Annotated in this window: 20 protein-coding genes; 19 read left to right on the top strand and 1 reads right to left on the bottom strand. The window is 27.5% G+C overall.

Translation table 11 applies throughout. The annotated features are described in order from the left end of the window. Positions 1-124 precede the first annotated feature (124 nt). The 4 genes from I4V16_RS02555 to I4V16_RS02540 all read left to right on the top strand — a co-directional run bounded on the left by I4V16_RS02555 (position 125) and on the right by I4V16_RS02540 (position 3,830). Positions 125-1,315 carry a neutral/alkaline non-lysosomal ceramidase N-terminal domain-containing protein gene (locus I4V16_RS02555; protein WP_195966486.1) on the top strand — a complete coding sequence of 397 codons (1,191 nt, stop codon included), beginning with the start codon at positions 125-127 and terminating at the stop codon, positions 1,313-1,315. A 32-nt stretch (positions 1,316-1,347) separates the two neighbouring features. After that, on the top strand, positions 1,348-2,100 hold the full coding sequence (locus I4V16_RS02550; RefSeq protein WP_195966485.1) for a MurR/RpiR family transcriptional regulator: 753 nt from the start codon (positions 1,348-1,350) through the stop codon (positions 2,098-2,100). Positions 2,101-2,116: 16 nt separating this feature from the next. Further along, positions 2,117-2,809 (top strand): carbohydrate deacetylase, encoded by a 693-nt coding sequence (locus tag I4V16_RS02545; RefSeq protein ID WP_195966484.1) that lies wholly within the window; start codon positions 2,117-2,119, stop codon positions 2,807-2,809. Between the two features lie 259 nt (positions 2,810-3,068). Then, complete coding sequence (locus I4V16_RS02540; RefSeq protein ID WP_049179624.1) at positions 3,069-3,830, top strand: SDR family oxidoreductase; 762 nt, start codon at positions 3,069-3,071, stop codon at positions 3,828-3,830. 25 nt (positions 3,831-3,855) lie between these two features. On the opposite strand, the gene I4V16_RS02535 is transcribed toward I4V16_RS02540, so the two are convergent. Continuing rightward, complete coding sequence (locus I4V16_RS02535) at positions 3,856-4,263, bottom strand: (deoxy)nucleoside triphosphate pyrophosphohydrolase (protein WP_195966483.1); 408 nt, start codon at positions 4,261-4,263, stop codon at positions 3,856-3,858. A gap of 161 nt (positions 4,264-4,424) precedes the next feature. Here I4V16_RS02535 and I4V16_RS02530 point away from each other — a divergent pair, with 161 nt between their 5' ends. The 15 genes from I4V16_RS02530 (at position 4,425) to I4V16_RS02460 (ending at position 17,518) form a co-directional block, all read left to right on the top strand. Continuing rightward, positions 4,425-4,871 carry a GNAT family N-acetyltransferase gene (locus tag I4V16_RS02530; RefSeq protein ID WP_195966482.1) on the top strand — a complete coding sequence of 149 codons (447 nt, stop codon included), beginning with the start codon at positions 4,425-4,427 and terminating at the stop codon, positions 4,869-4,871. Between the two features lie 107 nt (positions 4,872-4,978). Continuing rightward, positions 4,979-5,479, top strand: a complete 501-nt coding sequence (locus I4V16_RS02525) for a GNAT family N-acetyltransferase (protein WP_195966481.1) — start codon at positions 4,979-4,981, stop codon at positions 5,477-5,479. Positions 5,480-5,547: 68 nt separating this feature from the next. Next, a complete protein-coding gene (locus I4V16_RS02520; protein WP_195966480.1) occupies positions 5,548-5,970 on the top strand; it encodes a hypothetical protein in 423 nt (140 codons plus the stop codon). A gap of 18 nt (positions 5,971-5,988) precedes the next feature. Then, positions 5,989-6,168: a hypothetical protein gene (locus I4V16_RS02515; RefSeq protein WP_049180460.1), complete on the top strand. Its 180-nt coding sequence runs from the start codon at positions 5,989-5,991 to the stop codon at positions 6,166-6,168. A gap of 178 nt (positions 6,169-6,346) precedes the next feature. After that, the gene (locus I4V16_RS02510) at positions 6,347-6,511 is read left to right on the top strand and encodes a hypothetical protein (RefSeq protein ID WP_099330061.1); all 165 of its coding nucleotides are present in this window, start codon (positions 6,347-6,349) and stop codon (positions 6,509-6,511) included. 20 nt (positions 6,512-6,531) lie between these two features. Next, complete coding sequence (locus I4V16_RS17305) at positions 6,532-6,708, top strand: hypothetical protein (RefSeq protein ID WP_242966629.1); 177 nt, start codon at positions 6,532-6,534, stop codon at positions 6,706-6,708. Between the two features lie 341 nt (positions 6,709-7,049). Continuing rightward, the gene (locus tag I4V16_RS02505) at positions 7,050-7,901 is read left to right on the top strand and encodes an Rpn family recombination-promoting nuclease/putative transposase (protein WP_195966479.1); all 852 of its coding nucleotides are present in this window, start codon (positions 7,050-7,052) and stop codon (positions 7,899-7,901) included. A gap of 768 nt (positions 7,902-8,669) precedes the next feature. Then, entirely contained in the window at positions 8,670-9,152 is a 483-nt protein-coding gene (locus I4V16_RS02495) for a helix-turn-helix transcriptional regulator (protein ID WP_099314283.1), read from the top strand. 376 nt (positions 9,153-9,528) lie between these two features. Then, entirely contained in the window at positions 9,529-10,206 is a 678-nt protein-coding gene (locus I4V16_RS02490) for an ABC transporter ATP-binding protein (RefSeq protein WP_049179230.1), read from the top strand. Beyond that, entirely contained in the window at positions 10,206-12,713 is a 2,508-nt protein-coding gene (locus tag I4V16_RS02485; RefSeq protein ID WP_195966478.1) for an ABC transporter permease, read from the top strand. Before I4V16_RS02490 ends, I4V16_RS02485 begins: the two co-directional genes overlap by 1 nt. A gap of 68 nt (positions 12,714-12,781) precedes the next feature. Next, on the top strand, positions 12,782-13,453 hold the full coding sequence (locus I4V16_RS02480) for a response regulator transcription factor (RefSeq protein WP_195966477.1): 672 nt from the start codon (positions 12,782-12,784) through the stop codon (positions 13,451-13,453). 4 nt (positions 13,454-13,457) lie between these two features. After that, on the top strand, positions 13,458-14,477 hold the full coding sequence (locus I4V16_RS02475) for a HAMP domain-containing sensor histidine kinase (protein ID WP_195966476.1): 1,020 nt from the start codon (positions 13,458-13,460) through the stop codon (positions 14,475-14,477). 129 nt (positions 14,478-14,606) lie between these two features. Then, entirely contained in the window at positions 14,607-14,930 is a 324-nt protein-coding gene (locus I4V16_RS02470; RefSeq protein ID WP_099330219.1) for a hypothetical protein, read from the top strand. An 86-nt stretch (positions 14,931-15,016) separates the two neighbouring features. Next, positions 15,017-15,709 carry a DUF1287 domain-containing protein gene (locus tag I4V16_RS02465; RefSeq protein WP_195542515.1) on the top strand — a complete coding sequence of 231 codons (693 nt, stop codon included), beginning with the start codon at positions 15,017-15,019 and terminating at the stop codon, positions 15,707-15,709. Between the two features lie 12 nt (positions 15,710-15,721). Then, the gene (locus I4V16_RS02460) at positions 15,722-17,518 is read left to right on the top strand and encodes a hypothetical protein (RefSeq protein WP_195966475.1); all 1,797 of its coding nucleotides are present in this window, start codon (positions 15,722-15,724) and stop codon (positions 17,516-17,518) included. Positions 17,519-17,522: the final 4 nt, after the last annotated feature.

Here is a 17,522-nt window from a genome sequence, read left to right as displayed (position 1 = left end):
TTTATTACAAAATGATTATATCATTACTGAATAATATATTCAATATCAAAATTAAAAAAATAAATATTATTTACAAAAAACGGCTTTTATGATTAAATATATATTGTAAGAAGAGGTGATAAAAATGAAGATTGGCTTTAATAAAATTGATGTTACTCCAAAAGAGAATGTAAATATGGCAGGATATGATAGACAGGAGAAAAGCAAAGGGATTTTAGATAATATTGAAATAAACACTTTAGTAATTGTATCTAATAATACTCCAGTAATTATTTCAATGTTAGATTCTATAATGTTAGAAGAAAGCTTTTGCGAAGATATAAGAAATTATATTTCTTCTGAATATAATATTCAAAAAAGTAATATTTTAATTGGATGTATTCATACACATTCTGCACCAGCATTCTTCAAATTAGTTTTTGAAAATACTAAAGTTGAAAAAGAGCTTCAATTAGAAGTTAAAGAACAAATGATTAAATCTATTGAAAAAGCTCTGCAATGTGAAACTGAATGTAAAGTTACATATAAGAATTGCTCTATTGAAGGATTATATGGTAATAGGAATGAAAAAGATGGATGGAGCGATAAAAGCATTAACATTTTAGAATTTTATAAAGAAGATAAAGTTATATGTTCCCTATTAAATATTTCAGTTCATCCAACCTTATTAAATGGTAGTAACGTACTATTGTCTAGTGATTTATTAGGATGGATAAGAAAGAAATATTCAAATCTTACAAATGCACCTACTATTATATGTAATGGAACAACAGGAGATGTATCAACTAGATTCTATAGAAGAACAAGTGGTATAGATGAATTAGAGTATGTTAGTAGTGGAGTTATAAATCAAATAAAAGAAAAAGCAATTTTAGAAAGTATAAATTTGAATTTTATTAATAGCAAGGAAGTAGAATATACGACTTATAGTGATTTTTCAAATGATTTAACAACTATTAATACTTTAAAAAGCAATGTTGATAATCCTATGCTTAATATGCTAAAGAAACGATGTGAATTGAAATTAGGTTTTGGATCTTTTAGTATGAATTTAATTAGTTCAATAATAAATTTAGGAGAGGTAATTATAGTATCACTTCCAGGTGATGTTGTTAGTGCCTTTGGGAAACTTATAAAAGAAGCTTTTAGTGACTATAAGGTTATAATTATTTGCTATACAAATACATATTGCAATTATCTTGTAAACAAAGAGCAGTATGGAAAATATTTTGAAACCTTTAATTCTAGGTGCAATGAAGGAGAAGCGGATATATTTATAGATAAGGTTATAAAAGGGGTTAAAGATTTGTTATAATTTATATAATGAGTTTTAGGAGGTCTTAATTTATGAACCCATATGAATTGATGGAGCTTAAAAAGGATAGCTTTACAAAAAATGAATTAATGATATATGAATATGTAAAAGAAAATGCCTATGAAATTTTTAGAGGAACAATAGTTGATATGGCAGTTGATATAGGGGTATCTCAACCTGCCATTACAAGGTTTTGTCAAAAACTTGGATATGATAACTTTAGTTCATTTAAAATGCATTTATATAAGGCTGAGAAACAAGCTTTAAGTGATAAAAATGATGTTGAAATGTCTTATCAAGTTTTAGAATCTTATAAAAAGTTGATTTCAAAATTAGATACAGTTATAAACAAAGAGGAACTTGAAAGTTTTGCAAAGTCTATTATAAAGGCAAGAAGGGTTTTTACTATAGGTACTCATAAAAGTAGGCTTTCAGCAGAGCTTTTAAAATATAATTTAATGAAATTTGGTATAAATTGCAATTCCTTTTCTTCTGACGATAGACATGAGTTAATAAATGTAGCCAATAAGGATGATTTAGTTATAGTAATTAGTGCTAATTGTGAATCTACTAAAGGGTTTATTAAAGAGATGTTTAATGAAGAAATGAATGTTGCTTTAATAACTATGAATAGTAAGGTTGTAAATAAAAGTAGTTATGAACATTATATTTGGTTACCAAACAGTAAAAACCAAAATGAAAAGATATATACTGAAAATACAGTAGTCTTTTCAGTTTTTATAGATTTATTAACCTCTTTTGTTGCTAAGGAGATAAATAGTTAATAGGGAGATGAGATTTATGAAAGTTGTTATTAATGGAGATGATTATGGTTTTACAGATGGAATTACAGAAGGAATAATATTTTGTCATTTAAATGGAATATTATCTTCAACAACTGTATTAGTTAATTCTGACGATATAGAAAGATCAGTTGAAAAAGCAAAAAAGTGTCCGAACTTAGGTTTTGGTATTCATCTTAATTTAACGTTAGGTAAACCATTAACTAATGGTAAAACCATATGTGATGAAAATGGAAACTTCTATAACAAAAAGGATTTAGTATTAGAAAACTTAGATAAAGATCAGATATATAATGAGTGGAAGGCTCAAATAGAGAGGTTTATAGAATTATTTAAAAGAAAGCCAACACATATAGATTCTCATCATAGCGTACATGATAATTTGTATACATATCCAATTACTGAAAAACTATGCAAGGAATATAATCTTACTTGTAGAAGACACGGGAAGTTTAAGTATGTTACAGGTTTCTTTGGTGAAGATGCAACAGTTGAAACTCTTATAAATATTTTTGAAGAGAATAAGAATGAAGAGTTTATTGAAGTTATGGTTCATCCAGGATATAGTGATTGTAAATTAAGGGAGATTAGTAGCTATAATAATTATAGATTAAAAGAATTAGTAACATTATGTGATGATAGGTTAAAGGATTATATTAAAGAGAATAATATAGAGCTTGTTACATATTAATAGAGTATGTATTTATTATGGGAGCTACATATGTAGCTTCTATTTTTTGTTATACTATACCCTTTTTATAAGGAGTAAAAAGGAAACTCCATTTAATAGAGAGAGAATAATGTTTCCTGTGTTGTCACACACTTAAAATTGGGAAAATATGTTGTAAATGTATACAAGAAGTAATATACTTTTCTATAAGGTCTTCACAATTAAGAATTTGACTAGTTTAGAAATAGACCTGAGTTTATATATGGGATGGAGGGTTTTTATGAAAGAGTTAAATGAGAAAGTGGCTATTATTACAGGTGCAGGACAAGGTATTGGTAAGGGGATAGCGCTTCACCTTGGAAAACGTGGAGTTAAGGTGGTTTGTGTAGGACGTCGTCTAGATCCAATAGTCCAAACAGTGAAAGAGGTAGAAGAAGCAGGTGGACAAGGCTTTGCCATAACTTGTGATGTTGGAAATCGTGAAGATGTTAAAAAAGTAGTAAAAGCTACAGTTGAAAAGTATGGAACCGTTGATGTTGTGGTAAATAATGCCCAAAGTTTACCTGGTTCAGCTAAGGTTGAAGATACAACTTATGAACAAATGCTTACAGCTTGGCAATCAGGAACCATAGGTTCATTAAATATGATGCAAGAATGTTTCCCTTATATGAAAGACCAAAATGAAGGAAGAATAATAAACTTTGCTTCTGCAACAGGTATGTTTGGATATGCAGGGCAATTAGCTTATGGATGTAACAAGGAGTCTATACGTGGACTTACTAAGATTGCAGCTAAGGAATGGGCTCAATACAATATTATTGTAAACTGTGTTCTTCCAGGTGCAGAAAGTCCAGCTGCTAAGGTATGGGCAGCAAAATTCCCTGAGAAGTATAAAGAAATAATGGAAGCTCAACCAATGAAGAGGTTTGGAGATGGAGAAGATGATATTGGACGTGTTATAGCATTTTTAGCAGGTCCAGATAGCAAATACTATACTGGTCAATGTTTATTAGTTGATGGTGGATACTCAATAGCTCCTTAAGTAATAAATCTCATAAATTGCAAGGTTAGTCTTGCAGTTTATGAGATTTTTTTAATTCCTCCACAGCAGGGATATCTGCAGGAGCCCATTTTAATGAATCAAGATTTTCTCTTTTAAGCCATATAAGTTTAGAATGTTCACTTGCAGTTGGTGTTCCTTCTACAAGCTTACACTTAACTGTAATAAGATTAACTATAATATTTTCATATTCATGAGTATTATCATTAAAATCCTCTATGTATTTTACCTTGCAGGATAATTCTTCTCTAATTTCTCTTTCAATAGCTTGTCCGTTGCTTTCGCCCTTTTCTATCTTTCCACCAGGAAATTCCCAAAGGTTTGGCATACTCATATTTGGTGACCTTAAGGCACAAAGAATTTCTGAATTAGAGTTTTCTATTATAGCTCCTACAACTTTTATAATCTTTTTCATTGTAACCACCTCTAGGATAAGTTTAACATATTGTATGGTGAAGTGTATTTGTGGAGAGGAAAAATTAGAAATAATTTATAAGATATTTGATAATGCCTTGTGATATAATTGTGTTGGAAAATTATTGTAAAAAGTAGCGGAATAAATAGGGGATGGGAAGAGTGAATATTAGAAAAGCAACAAAAAAAGATTTATCAAGAATAGCAGAAATATATGTTTTTAATAATCGAATGAACTATTGGCCAATTTTTAAGGATGATGGATTTTCTTTTGGAGAATTGCAGGTAGTTGCTATGATTGATAATTATTTTGGAAAAGATGAAATATTAAAAAATATATTAGTTTATGATGATGGTTTAATAAAAGGATTTGTTCAATTGAAAGAAAGAGAGATTTGTAAAATATATGTAGATACTTTTTTTCAAAGTAAAGGAATTGGAAAAGAACTTATAGAATATGCAATTAATGAGTATAGTGCTAATAATCTTTGGGCATTAGAAAAAAATGAAAGGGCAATTTCTTTTTATATAAAACATGGGTTTAATCTAACTGGTGAAAAGAAATTTGAAGAAGATACTATTGAATATTTAGTTCATTTAACGAGGTAAATTCTAGTTTATTCATTAGAGTATAAAGGATAAGGTTAGTGAATTTAAAAAGATTCTGTAAATATTATATTGTTAAAAAAATACTTGCTATATATGGAGGGGAAGTTATGAGAGTCGAAACAGAGAGACTTGTTATTAGGGATTTTCGAGAAAAAGATTATAAAGATGCATTTGAATATCTTTCAGACATTGCAGTAATGGAGTATATAGAGCCTGTTTTAACAATTTCACAGACTAAAGAGTTCATTCAGAAATATGGAATTGAGGAAAAAATGATATTTGCAGCAGAAGAAAAACACTTAGGTAAAGTAATAGGACATATAGTATTTCATGAGTTTAATAAACCTTCAGAATATGAATTGGGATGGATTTTTAATGAAAAGTTCCAAAGGAATGGATATGCAAGGGAAGCAAGTTTTGCATTATTTGAGTATGGTTTTAATAAATTACATCTTGAGAGCATTGTGGCTGAAATAGTTTTAAATAATAAAAAATCAATTTCAACAATCACGTCTTTAGGAATGAAAATTAGTGAAACTCATGAAGAAGATTTACCTGTTTGGATTATAACTAAAAATGACTATCAAAATAAAAAAGAATATACATAATTATATAAATTGACTCTTATTAAGTAAGAATTCTCTGGAAAAACGATTATCGATATGGAGGTTATTATATGAAGATATTTATTTTGTTTTGCAACATTATTGTTCCAGTAATTATGATTTGTATAGGGTGCTTATATAATAGACATTCCAACAAAAGAATAAATAGAATATTAGATTTGTTTATTCCTATTGCTATGATTGGTAGTGGCTTAGGAAATGTAGATAATAGTGATTTTTTAAAGGGTAAAAAATCACTACAATCTTCTAATAAAAAGTGTGGGATGATTTGGCTTTTATCAGGATTAGTTACATTTATAATAACTGCTATAGTATTAATAATAAACAAATCAGATATTTTAAATGCTACAAGCTTTTTAGATACTAATAATGTTAGTGTTATTATGTTAGAAGTTGAATTTGCAATAGTAGTCATGGCTTTTATAAGTGTAGAGTTTATTTTAAAGAAGTATTTTTATAAGAAAAATGATTAATTTTAGGGGATGATTTATATGAAACGGTATGAATACAGAGTTGAGCAAATTCAAATTGAACTAAAGAGTGTTTTTAAAGTAGATAAAAATAAATATAAAAAAGAGATTAGTGAAAAGCTAAATGTACTTGGAAATGAAGGATGGGAATTAGCAGGGGTAGATGGTACCTGGTTTTATTTCAAGAGAGAAATAGTGTAAACTCATAATAAGTAAAATAAATAGGCTAGGCAGTAGTTGCCTAGCCTTTTGCAATTATTGGTACCTCTAGGATGAATTTAGCATAATGAATGGTGAACTGTATATGTGGAATTAGGTTTATAATACATTGAATTTGGTATATAATATTCATATAAATGCTTCTTTAGGAGGAAATCTAATGGTAAATAAGGATATTAATTTATATGATATTTTTATAAATTATTCATATAGTCAATTGAAGGAATTATTTAAAAATGCGAAGACAAAAGAAGAGCAAGACTTTTATATGACATTATCTAATTTAGTATTACAAAAAGAGCAAGCTAAGGTTATAGGTAAATAATATGAAAACTTATACAATTTTTGCAGGAGTTAGCAGATTCACTAAATAACTTGAATGATGTAATTGAGATTTGTGATGAAGTAAATATATATGATAATACAGAAGTTTTAAAGGAAGTTATATATTTAAAAAATGGTAAGATAATATGGAGCGATAATAAAGTACCCAATTGGGCAAAAAATATATTACAAAAGTAGCTAGTAAAATAATAATAGTTTTATTAGCTATTTTTGTATGAAAATATAGGTAAAATTTAAATTTGAAATGTTCTTAATTATATTGTATATAGGAAAGTCTAAACTTTTTTACTTATGATATGGTTAAGGGTATCTGTGGAGAACCAAAATTATTAGAAAAAATATTAAGGGTTAGTATTTGATTTAAAAAAAACTTTTAAGCATTTATAAGATATTTATAGTATAAGTAAATTAAAAGTATAATCAAGTTTCTATTAAAGAAAATTTCAATTAATGTTATAATAAGTTTAATAAAAGATAATAATTTAACTAAAGATAAGAAGCAAAGAGGTAATTTATATATGAGAAAAGTAAAACCACTTAATGACTTCATTTTTAAGAAGGTATTTGGTGAAAAAGGAAATGAAGATATTTTAATATCATTCATAAATGCCGTATTAAAGAGAACTAAGAAAGAGAAGATAGTAGAGTTAGAAATTATAGATAATAAACAATTAACGAAGGAATTAATTTTAGATAAAACAGGAATTATTGATGTGAGAGCAAAAACATCTAATGGAGAAAATATAGATATAGAAGTACAACTTACAGATCAAGGTAACATGGATAAGAGGACATTATTTTATTGTGGGAAGATGTATCTTGAAAATATAAAGCAGGGTCAAGATTACACTAGTTTAGAAAAGGTAATCACAATTAATATCTTAGATTTTGAATTTTTAGGAACAGAGAGTTATCAATCTTCATTTCATCTATGGGAGGATATAGAAAAGGACTATATGTTAACAGATGTTGTTGAGATTCACTTTTTAGAGTTACCGAAGTTTAGAAAGAAAAAAGATAAAGATTATAGAGAAAATGCGATAGAAAGATGGCTTATGTTTTTAGAAAAAGATACACCTGAAACTACATTAAAGGAGTTGATGAGTTTGGATACAGCAATAGAAAAAGCTGAACAAAAAATCGAATACCTAAGTAGTGATGAAGAAACAATGAGGATTTATTACGAGAGAGAAAGATCATTACATGAAAGAGCTAATATGATTAGTTCAGCAGAAGAAAGAGGAGATTTGAATAGAGCTAAAATTGCAATTAGAAATATGTTATCAAAGGGAATGAGTAAAGAATTGATTTCAGAAATGCTTGAAGTAAGTATTGAGTTGGTAGAAGAAGTATATAAAGAAAATATTTAACTAAAGATAAAAACAATGAGATAAGCTGAATTGTTAAGCGTAGAGGAAGCAATTAAATATAGATGACATTAAGAATTTAAGAATTAAATAGATAGTGGAGCTGTCGCAATAGAAAAAATTATTCTCTATTGCGACAGCTCCTTTAATTGCATTTAGAAAACTCCGTGTTAGACGTTGGGGTTCGGATAGTTTATGGCTATGAGTATTATAAAAAAACTCCTTCTGATATAGTAGAAATACGGCTTGGTAACTGTGTTTTAATATCGGAATGAGAACATTGAAAATGAATGATGTACATAGATTATCATGTTAGTATAAATATTACCCAAAATGAGTGTATCAAGTTTTATGGGATATTTTAAGGGGAAAAATTAGGCCAATGATATTAAAATAGATCATTGGCTTATGTTATAATTGGAATAGTAAATTATTGTAAGAAGTGGATAGGTATTTGAAAGGAACAGGAATACTATGATAGATATTAAAAATTATAATTATTGTCCAGACATAGGTGAAATAAGTGAATATATTAGAAATTCACTATTTGATGATTTCTGTGCAGAGATAGTTAAAGTTGGTTAATGATAGATTTAGAAGATAAGGATGAAATATTTAGTGATGTTCTAAAACTTATTGATGTACGCGCAAAATTTAGGTAAAGTTCATATTAAAATTTTGTATTTTCTACATCTACTCTACCAATTCTACCTGTGGTAGGTTTAGATTTAGTGCCATTGAAATTATAATGATATTAAAGGTGGTGTAATTATGGATACAAAAAAAATCGGAATATTTATAGCAGATGCTAGAAAAAAGAAAAAACTTACACAGGCAGAACTAGGAGAACATCTAAATGTAACTGATAAAGCAGTTTCTAAATGGGAATGTGGTAAGTGCCTACCAGATAGTTCATTATTTGAAGATATAAGTAAGGTGTTGGATGTATCTATGAGTGAATTATTAAAGGGTGAATATATTGAAGAAGAAAATGTAGAGGTAGAAAGTAATAAAACTATAAACTCATTACTAAATGAGATTAAAAAATTAAAAAGAAATGAATCATTGATTGGGGCTTTATGTGCAATATTAATATCATTTATTACAGCAATTTATTCTCTTATATGGCAACCTGGTGAAAAAGCTTATGAACAATTTTTCTCAGGATTTATTGAGGCAATAAGTGCTGGATGCCTTATTATAGGAATAGTTCTTATATTCTATACATGGGTAAAGTACTCTCAAAAAAACTGAAAATAAATCACTTTTTAAGGACTAAGCTAAATAGCTTAGTCTCTTTTTAATGTATAGGAAAGTATAAAATTTTAATTAGCTATAGCTCAAAGGTATTATTATAATTTCATATTAAAAATATAAAATAAAGGATAGTAATTTTATAATTTCCTTACCTTAAGTAAGAAGGGAATAGATATTTATTTTTCTGTGACTTGGAGCTTGCGACGGAACACGAAAAATAAATATCTATGGACTATGCGACGGAACAAACAAAATAAATATTCACTCCACCTTTTTTGTATAAGCTATAGAAAAATTATATATGTAAGAAAATCGTAAGAAGTTCTGTTTAAAATACAAATTATAGTAGAAAAATATTATGAGGTGGTACAGAATGAGTATTTTAAAAACAGAAAATTTAGTGAAAATTTATGGAGAAGGGCCTAATAAAATTAAGGCTTTAGATAATGTAAGTATAGAAGTAAATGATGGAGAATTTGTTGCTATTATAGGGACATCAGGTAGTGGAAAATCTACTTTGTTAAATATGTTAGGAGGATTAGACACACCAACAAGTGGAGAAACAATTATAAATGGAAAAAAGATTAGCTCTATGAAAGATGAGGAGCTTACAGTCTTTAGAAGAAGAAATATAGGTTTCATATTTCAAAATTATAATTTAGTACCAATATTAAATGTATATGAAAACATAGTACTTTCAATAGAATTAGATGGAGTAAAAATAGATAAAGAATATGTGGATTCAATAATTAACACACTAGGGTTAAGAGAAAAGCTAACTAATATGCCTAATAATTTATCAGGAGGACAACAACAAAGAGTTGCAATAGCAAGAGCATTAGCTACAAAGCCAAGTATTATTTTAGCTGATGAACCAACAGGTAATCTTGATAGTAAAACTAGTATGGATGTTATAGGGCTTTTAAAAACAACTAGTAAAAAGTTTAATCAAACAATGATTATGATAACTCATAATGAAGAAATTGCTCAACTTGCAGATAGAATTATAAGAATTGAGGATGGAAAAGTTTTTGTAAGAGGTGGCAAGTAATGAAGTTTGAAAATAATAATAAGGAGATTATAAAAAGAATAACTAATCGTTCATTAAGAACAAATAAAGTCAGAAATATATTTGCAATACTTGCTATAATATTAACAACTTTTATGATGTCATCAGTTTTTAGTATTGGAATAAGTTTTGTTAAAAACTATGGAATAATGAAGACTCGTTTAGCAGGAACAACAGCTAATATTTCACTTCAAAATCCAACAGAAGAGCAAATAGCAAAACTTAAGACTTTAGACATATTTAAAAATACAGGATCAAAGATAAGTGTTGGAAATGTAAGTTTAGATATTTTAAGTGAAAATAAGACAAGTATACAATTAGAATATCATGATAAAGATAGATATGAAAAGCAATTAATACCTGCATTAGATGATATAAAAGGGAATTATCCAACTAATGCAAATAATATTATGATTTCAAGATTAGCATTAGAACTACTTAAGAAAAGTGATGCAAATATTGGAGATAAAATAAGTATTCCATGCAAAATAAATAATAAAATTATTGATAAAGAGTTTACTATAAGTGGCATATTTACCTCTTATGGATTAGCAGAAGATACAGGCTATATTTATGTTTCTGAAAGTTTTATTAAAGAAAATAATCTATCACTAAAAAATAATGGATTGTTTTCAATGACAGTAAAAAATAATTATAAATATTCATCAGAAGATATATTAAAGAGTGAAGTTAAGCTTGAAAAAGATCAAAAGTTTAATTATTCATATGTGGTAGAAGATTCTTCAGATATTGCTATTAGTACTGGTATTACAGTTTTTGTGATTGTTGCATTTATAATTTTAAGTGGATACCTATTAATTTATAACGTTTTATATATAGCTGTAACTAAGGATATTAATTTTTATGGAAGATTAAAAACTTTAGGAGCATCCCCTAAACAGATTAAAAAGATAGTTAAAGGACAAGCCTTGAAGCTTTCTATAATTGGAATTCCAATAGGATTAGCATTAGGAGCAATAGTTTCATTTGGTGTAGTACCGGTAGTTTTAGGTATGTTTTTTACAGGAGCCTTTGCAACAGCAATGCCAAGTGATGTATCATTTAGCCCAATAATATTTATATTAGCAGCATTATTTTCTTTAACAACAGTACTAATAAGTTATAGAAAACCAGCTAAAATAGCTAGTAGCATTTCTCCAATTAAAGCTATGAAATATACAGGAAGTACATCAAAAAAGCAAAAGAAAAATAGAAATACAACTAATGGTGGTAAGCTTTATAAAATGGCTTGGTATAATGTTTTTAGAGATAAAAAAAGAGCTATACTAGTATTTTTATCATTATTTATGGGGATAGTTACTTTCTTAAGTGTTAATACGTTTATTGATAGTATAAAGGTTGAAAATTATATAAACAAGTATGTTCCTAATGATTTTGAACTTCAAAATATAGGTGCAGTAAAAGGAAAAATGGATAATGATATTTTGAATAATATTAGTAATATAACTGGTGTGGAAAGTATAGATACATTTAAATTAAGTACTCTTAGATTAACTATGAATGATGAAGTACTATTACCTGCACTAAAAGAAAGTTATAGTAGATTTGGATTAGGTGATGAGGAACTTAATAGTTTTATTGAAAATTCAAAAATAAATCCTGAATTTATGAATGCTAGTATAATTGGAATTAGTGATAGTACTATTGAAAAAATATATAAGGAAAACAAAGAAAAATTTGATTTAGAAGCTTTTAAGGAAGGTAAATTAATTCTTGTAGATAACTGGTATTATGGAGATAACTATAAGAATATAAAGGGTAAGCAAGAAATTACCAATCCTACTACTAATAAATCATTAGAATATGATGCTAAAGTAGTGGATTTAGATACAAAGATACCGTCAGGGTTAGAAGCTCCAGTAGGTATACCAACAATTTGTATGAGTGAATCAGCTTTAGAAAAGATAGATAGTAATCCTGCTAATTATCTTTCCTACATAAATGTAGAAGAAAAGTATGAATCTAAAATTAAAACTTATTTAGAAGATATAGCAAAGAGCCAAGGATTAAATTTAGAAGCTAAAACTACTAAAACTGAAGAATTTAAGAAAACATCAATGGTGCAAAGAGTTCTTGGTGGGGGCGTATCTTTAATTTTGATATTAATAGGGGTATTAAATTTTGTTAATGTTATGATAACAGGAATTAATATAAGATTAAAAGAGCTTGCTGTAATGGAAAGTATAGGAATGACTAAGAAGCAAATTAAAAAGATGCTTGTGTTTGAAGGAGTATATTATGCAGGAATAACAACATTATTAATTTGTACCCTAGGAACTGGTATTATATTTGGAATATCAGTATTAGCTCAAAATATAGCAGATTATGCAGTATTTACATTCCCAGCAGTACCACTTATATTTTTAACAATTGTAATATTTATTATATGTTTAGTAACTCCATCAATAGTATTTAAAGCATGTTCAAAGCAAAGTGTAACTGAAAGAATTAGAGAAATAGAAGAATAAAGGAGATGTGGCAAGTAGTATGGCTTGCCACATTTTGCTATAATGAAAAATAAGGGGGAAGATAATATATGACAAAAGTTTTAATAATTGAAGATGATAAAGCACTTAATAAAGGAGTAGCTTTTGCTTTAAAAAGGGAAGGTTATGAAATTTTATCTGCTTATAATAAAGCTGAAGGAAAGCAAATGATATTAAATAATAAAATAGATTTTTTACTTTTAGATATAAACTTACCAGATGGAAATGGGTTAGATTTATGCAAGGAAATTAGAGAATATGTGAACTTTCCTATAGTATTTTTTACTGCAAATGATACAGAAGAGGATATGGTAAAGGGGTATGAAGTTGGTTGTGATGATTATATATCCAAGCCATTCTCAGTAGAGTTATTAAAATATAAGGTAAATGCTATTCTTAAAATAAATAGCAATAATAAAAATACTTTTCAGCATAAAGGTTTAATAATAGATTTTGATAAGATGATTGTTTCTGTAAATGATAATAAAATTAACTTAACAGCAACAGAATATAAGCTATTAGAGATACTTGTTAAAAATAGAGGTAAAGTTGTAACAAAGGAAATCCTTTTAGAAAAACTTTGGGATAGCAATGGAAACTTTGTTGATGAAAATACATTAAGTGTGAATATAAGAAGGCTTAGAAAGAAGATTGAGGAAGATCCTAAAAATCCTAAATATATAGAGACTGTATTTGGTATTGGATATACCTTGGGAGAATAATTTTATGAGGATTAAGTTTGACAAATTAAATAATGTATTAAGTAAAATTATTATAGTATCAGCAATTATATTTAATGTTTATATATATGTGATATCAGAAAGTAGAGAGGTGTTTCTTGCTACCTTAATATTTTCATTATTTATGATTTCTTCTTTTTTTATTTATAAAATAATTTATAAAAAGCATATGGAAAGTATATTTATACAACTATCTGACATGCTACAAACTATTATAGATATGAAGGATAAGGAAGTATTTTCAACTATAGAAGATACCTTGTTTTCTAAGCTTCAATATCAAACTATAAAATTAACTACTATATTAAATAATAAAAACAGTCAAATTGAAGAGGAAAGAAATGAAATTCAAAAATTGATTTCAGATATAGCACATCAATTAAAAACTCCATTAACTAATTTGAAAATGTATGGTGAGTTTTTACAGGATGAGTCATTAAGTAAAGAAGAAAGAAAAGAATTTTATGAAATTGTTATGAGCTCTTTAAATAGGTTAAGTTTTTTGGTTGAAAGCATGATAAAAATGTCTAGATTGGAAAGTGGAGTAATAAATTTAAGGTACACTGTTAGCGAATTAAATGACACCCTATTAATGGCTATAAATGAGATTCAAAGTAAGGCAAAAGCTAAAAATATTGAAATAACATTAGATGAAGTTAATAAAGTTACAATTAATCATGATAAGAATTGGATAAAAGAAGGAATTTTCAATATTTTAGAAAATGCAGTTAAGTATAGCAGTGAAAATGGCAAAATAGATGTAAAGATTGAAAGTTATGAAATGTTTGTTAGAGTTGATATTAAGGATAATGGTATTGGAATAAAAGAAGATGACATGGCTAAAATATTTAGTAGGTTTTATAGAGGGGAAAATGTTGGGGATGCTGAAGGAATAGGAATTGGTTTATATTTAACTAGAGAAATAGTAAGTAAACATGGTGGGTATATTAAAGTGAAATCACATAATGAGGGAACTATATTTTCTATCTTTTTACCTAATAAATAATTAATAAGGACTAAGTTAAATTGCTTGGTCTTTTTTTATTTCTTGGGAAATTATGTATATAAAGTGGTAAAATTAAATATAACAACATAGTTTTTTAGCTATAAAGAAATATTTAATATTGGAGGAGCTATGAGAACAATAGATATTGTAATTATGTATGTAAAGGGATATTTAACTAATGAATATTTAATACAGTGGGTGCGTGATCATGAGGAACAATTAAGTAAAGCTTATTATGGATTATATACTTTAGTCATAAGAACTAATTACAAGGATGAAAAACAGGTAGAGGAATTAAAAATGAAATTAAAAGAAATGGTAAAGGGAAGTTACTATTATAATGAAAGATATGATATGATAAATGATTCTTATATTGTAAGGGCTATGAAGGCAGGAAAGCTTGAAGATTCTTTAATTATGGATATAAAGAAAAAAAGAAGTAAATTATTATGATGGACAAGAAGGAATGCAAATGAGGTTTATAGAATTTAAGAAGTTATAGTAGGAATGCAAGGTTGGAAGGAGTTTTGGGTGAATTTATGATAAATAGGAAAAAGAAAATAATAATAACTTTAATTACAATGTTTGTAGTAACTACAGGAACTGTTTTAGTTCTTAAAAAATTTAAGCCAGAGGTTGCAGAAAAGGTTGAACCATTTGTGAATAAGATAGAGGTCCCAGAAGAATACTCAAGAGCTGATAGAAATAATAATGGGGTTCCAGATCCAATTGATATTTCAAATAATTTAGAAGAACAGCTAGATTCAAATACAAAATATGTGGATGCCTATTATGTAGGGGGATATCCACCAGAGGATGAGGGAGTTTGTACTGATGTTATATGGAGAGCTTTTTCTTCAATAGATATAAACTTAAAGGACTTAGTAGATAAGGATATTAAAAATAATATAGATGATTATTGGAGAATAGAGGACAAGGCAGATCCTCATATTGATTTTAGAAGAGTACCTAATTTAATGGTGTATTTTGATAAATATTGTGACACCTTAACAAGTGAAGTAATACCAGATAATGTTGATAATTTAAAACAGTGGCAGCCTGGTGATATTATTTTATTTCTTGAGCCTTATCAACATGTTGGCATGGTAACTGCAGAGAGAGATAGCGATGGGGTGCCTTTTGTAGTTCATAATTCTAGACCAAGCATAAAGAAAGGAAAGTTAAGTTGGTTTAGTGATTATAAGTTATATCATTATAGGTGGAAGTACTAAAAGGAGGAGAAAATGAATAGATTTTCAAGTTTATCAGAAGATGAAATTAAAGAGAAATTCAGACAGTTTAGTGAAGAGCCTAGAGGACCAAGAGTAAGAAAATTTATCTATGATATTTTATTGAAAAATCCAATAAATAGGGAAGAGTTTGATTTTAAGAAAAACTTAAATTTAGATGTAGAGAAAATTAAAACTGCTAACAACTCGGGCCATAAAAATCAGAGCATAGCTTCAGACTTTTTTATTTATGGATTAGTGGCACATATTTTTGGCGATGAAAAAACTTATATAGAACTATTGAGTAGCGACGAGTTTCAAAATGGAATATTTGATACTGATATGAAGAAAAATGAGAAATGGTGTAAAGAACTTACTAGGTTTTATGGAGTAATTAGATATGATATTACCACAATAAAAATACATGAGATTATGGTTTTAAGAAAATATAATAAGCCTATTTATACTGTAGTAACAAGAGATAGAGAAGCTATGAGTAAAAATGAAATAAAAACCTTTAAATGGGATTATTGTAGTATGGATGAATTCATATATTCAGTATTATGTGATTTATACGTAACTAAACGAGTAGGACGCTATTACAAAAAAAATGATGAGTTTTTGCTAAAGATGTATTATTCATTGTATCTTTACTTGACAGAGGATGAGAATAAGGAAGAATATAAAAAGTTAGCCTTAAATTATGCACAAAAAGCTATTGAAAGTGATTACTTTGATGTAGTTTTTGATTTCATAATGTTAGTAGATTTATCAATAACTTTTCCAGAGGTTTTTGGTGACATTATAGACAAGCCTCATAAAATAGTTAAAGCAGATGAAAGTCTTTTAGATTTTAATAAGGTAAAAGCAGTAACCCCTTTATCTAATGAGGAGAAAGATTTAATTAAAAACCTAAAGGATGAAGACATTAGAATTCTTATGGAAAAGCCTAAGAAATTAAAAAATAAGAAAGATTTTATAAACAACCTAGTGGTATTAAAGCATAATGCAGAAAATTATCTTTCTAAAAATAAAGAAAAACTAGAGAGGGCAGATGACTTTTCACAATACTTATCAGAGTTAAATATTTTATTCTATATTCAATATGAATTAAAAAATAATGACAAGCTTAAAGAAATATTAGAGGATTCAGAAAATATAGCATTACAATTTAGAGAATTTGTTGAGAAAAAAACAAGTGAATATGATGAGGATGAAGAAGAAATTGGTTTCCTTACATTAGGATATAGATTATTTGAGCTTGCTCTTATGTTTAGTTTAATGGAAGATGATGAAAAGTCTAAATATTATTTTAAAGAAAGTTCTATATATCTTAAGGGTGAGGTAGAAGAAAAGTATTTTGAAACTCCAAGAGAAAGTGATGGATGTTCAAATAGTTTCTTGAAAAATGCCTATGCTCATATAATGACTGGAGATGTAGAAAAGTTTGAGGCTGCTTTATATATAAATCCTGATATTGACTATATTGAAGATGATGAGGAACTTTTAGAATATGAGGTAACAGACCCAATGGTACTTTCAGTATATGAGGATACAAATATAAAAGAACTTCTTAAAACTGTGAAGGACATGTTGAGAGTGGACAAAGCTTATGGAAGGGAAGTAAGTAGACAAAAGGAAATATATGAAGTATTAAATAAGATAGTAAAATTTGAAAAGTCTAAAGATAAAGAAAAAGCCAAAGAAGCAATAAACAAGAAACTAGATAAAGTATATAACTCAATAGCGTCAATAAATAGCTATCTTGAGGTGTATCCTATGTATTTAGGGCTAAAAAGTTTGTATAGTTAATTAA

It is taken from the genome of Clostridium sp. 1001283B150210_160208_E6, from assembly GCF_015669365.1.
Taxonomy (GTDB): Bacteria; Bacillota; Clostridia; order Clostridiales; family Clostridiaceae; genus Clostridium; species Clostridium paraputrificum.
This window is presented reverse-complemented; position numbering and strand designations above follow the sequence as displayed.

Bases quoted from the DNA above. Each gene is read 5' to 3' on its own strand.
- I4V16_RS02555 (WP_195966486.1), top strand. From the start codon at position 125: ATGAAGATTGGCTTTAATAAAATTGATGTTACTCCAAAAGAGAATGTA.
- I4V16_RS02550 (WP_195966485.1), top strand. From the start codon at position 1,348: ATGAACCCATATGAATTGATGGAGCTTAAAAAGGATAGCTTTACAAAA.
- I4V16_RS02545 (WP_195966484.1), top strand. From the start codon at position 2,117: ATGAAAGTTGTTATTAATGGAGATGATTATGGTTTTACAGATGGAATT.
- I4V16_RS02540 (WP_049179624.1), top strand. From the start codon at position 3,069: ATGAAAGAGTTAAATGAGAAAGTGGCTATTATTACAGGTGCAGGACAA.
- I4V16_RS02535 (WP_195966483.1), bottom strand. From the start codon at position 4,263: ATGAAAAAGATTATAAAAGTTGTAGGAGCTATAATAGAAAACTCTAAT.
- I4V16_RS02525 (WP_195966481.1), top strand. From the start codon at position 4,979: ATGAGAGTCGAAACAGAGAGACTTGTTATTAGGGATTTTCGAGAAAAA.
- I4V16_RS02520 (WP_195966480.1), top strand. From the start codon at position 5,548: ATGAAGATATTTATTTTGTTTTGCAACATTATTGTTCCAGTAATTATG.
- I4V16_RS02515 (WP_049180460.1), top strand. From the start codon at position 5,989: ATGAAACGGTATGAATACAGAGTTGAGCAAATTCAAATTGAACTAAAG.
- I4V16_RS02510 (WP_099330061.1), top strand. From the start codon at position 6,347: ATGGTAAATAAGGATATTAATTTATATGATATTTTTATAAATTATTCA.
- I4V16_RS02505 (WP_195966479.1), top strand. From the start codon at position 7,050: ATGAGAAAAGTAAAACCACTTAATGACTTCATTTTTAAGAAGGTATTT.
- I4V16_RS02495 (WP_099314283.1), top strand. From the start codon at position 8,670: ATGGATACAAAAAAAATCGGAATATTTATAGCAGATGCTAGAAAAAAG.
- I4V16_RS02490 (WP_049179230.1), top strand. From the start codon at position 9,529: ATGAGTATTTTAAAAACAGAAAATTTAGTGAAAATTTATGGAGAAGGG.
- I4V16_RS02485 (WP_195966478.1), top strand. From the start codon at position 10,206: ATGAAGTTTGAAAATAATAATAAGGAGATTATAAAAAGAATAACTAAT.
- I4V16_RS02480 (WP_195966477.1), top strand. From the start codon at position 12,782: ATGACAAAAGTTTTAATAATTGAAGATGATAAAGCACTTAATAAAGGA.
- I4V16_RS02475 (WP_195966476.1), top strand. From the start codon at position 13,458: ATGAGGATTAAGTTTGACAAATTAAATAATGTATTAAGTAAAATTATT.
- I4V16_RS02470 (WP_099330219.1), top strand. From the start codon at position 14,607: ATGAGAACAATAGATATTGTAATTATGTATGTAAAGGGATATTTAACT.
- I4V16_RS02465 (WP_195542515.1), top strand. From the start codon at position 15,017: ATGATAAATAGGAAAAAGAAAATAATAATAACTTTAATTACAATGTTT.
- I4V16_RS02460 (WP_195966475.1), top strand. From the start codon at position 15,722: ATGAATAGATTTTCAAGTTTATCAGAAGATGAAATTAAAGAGAAATTC.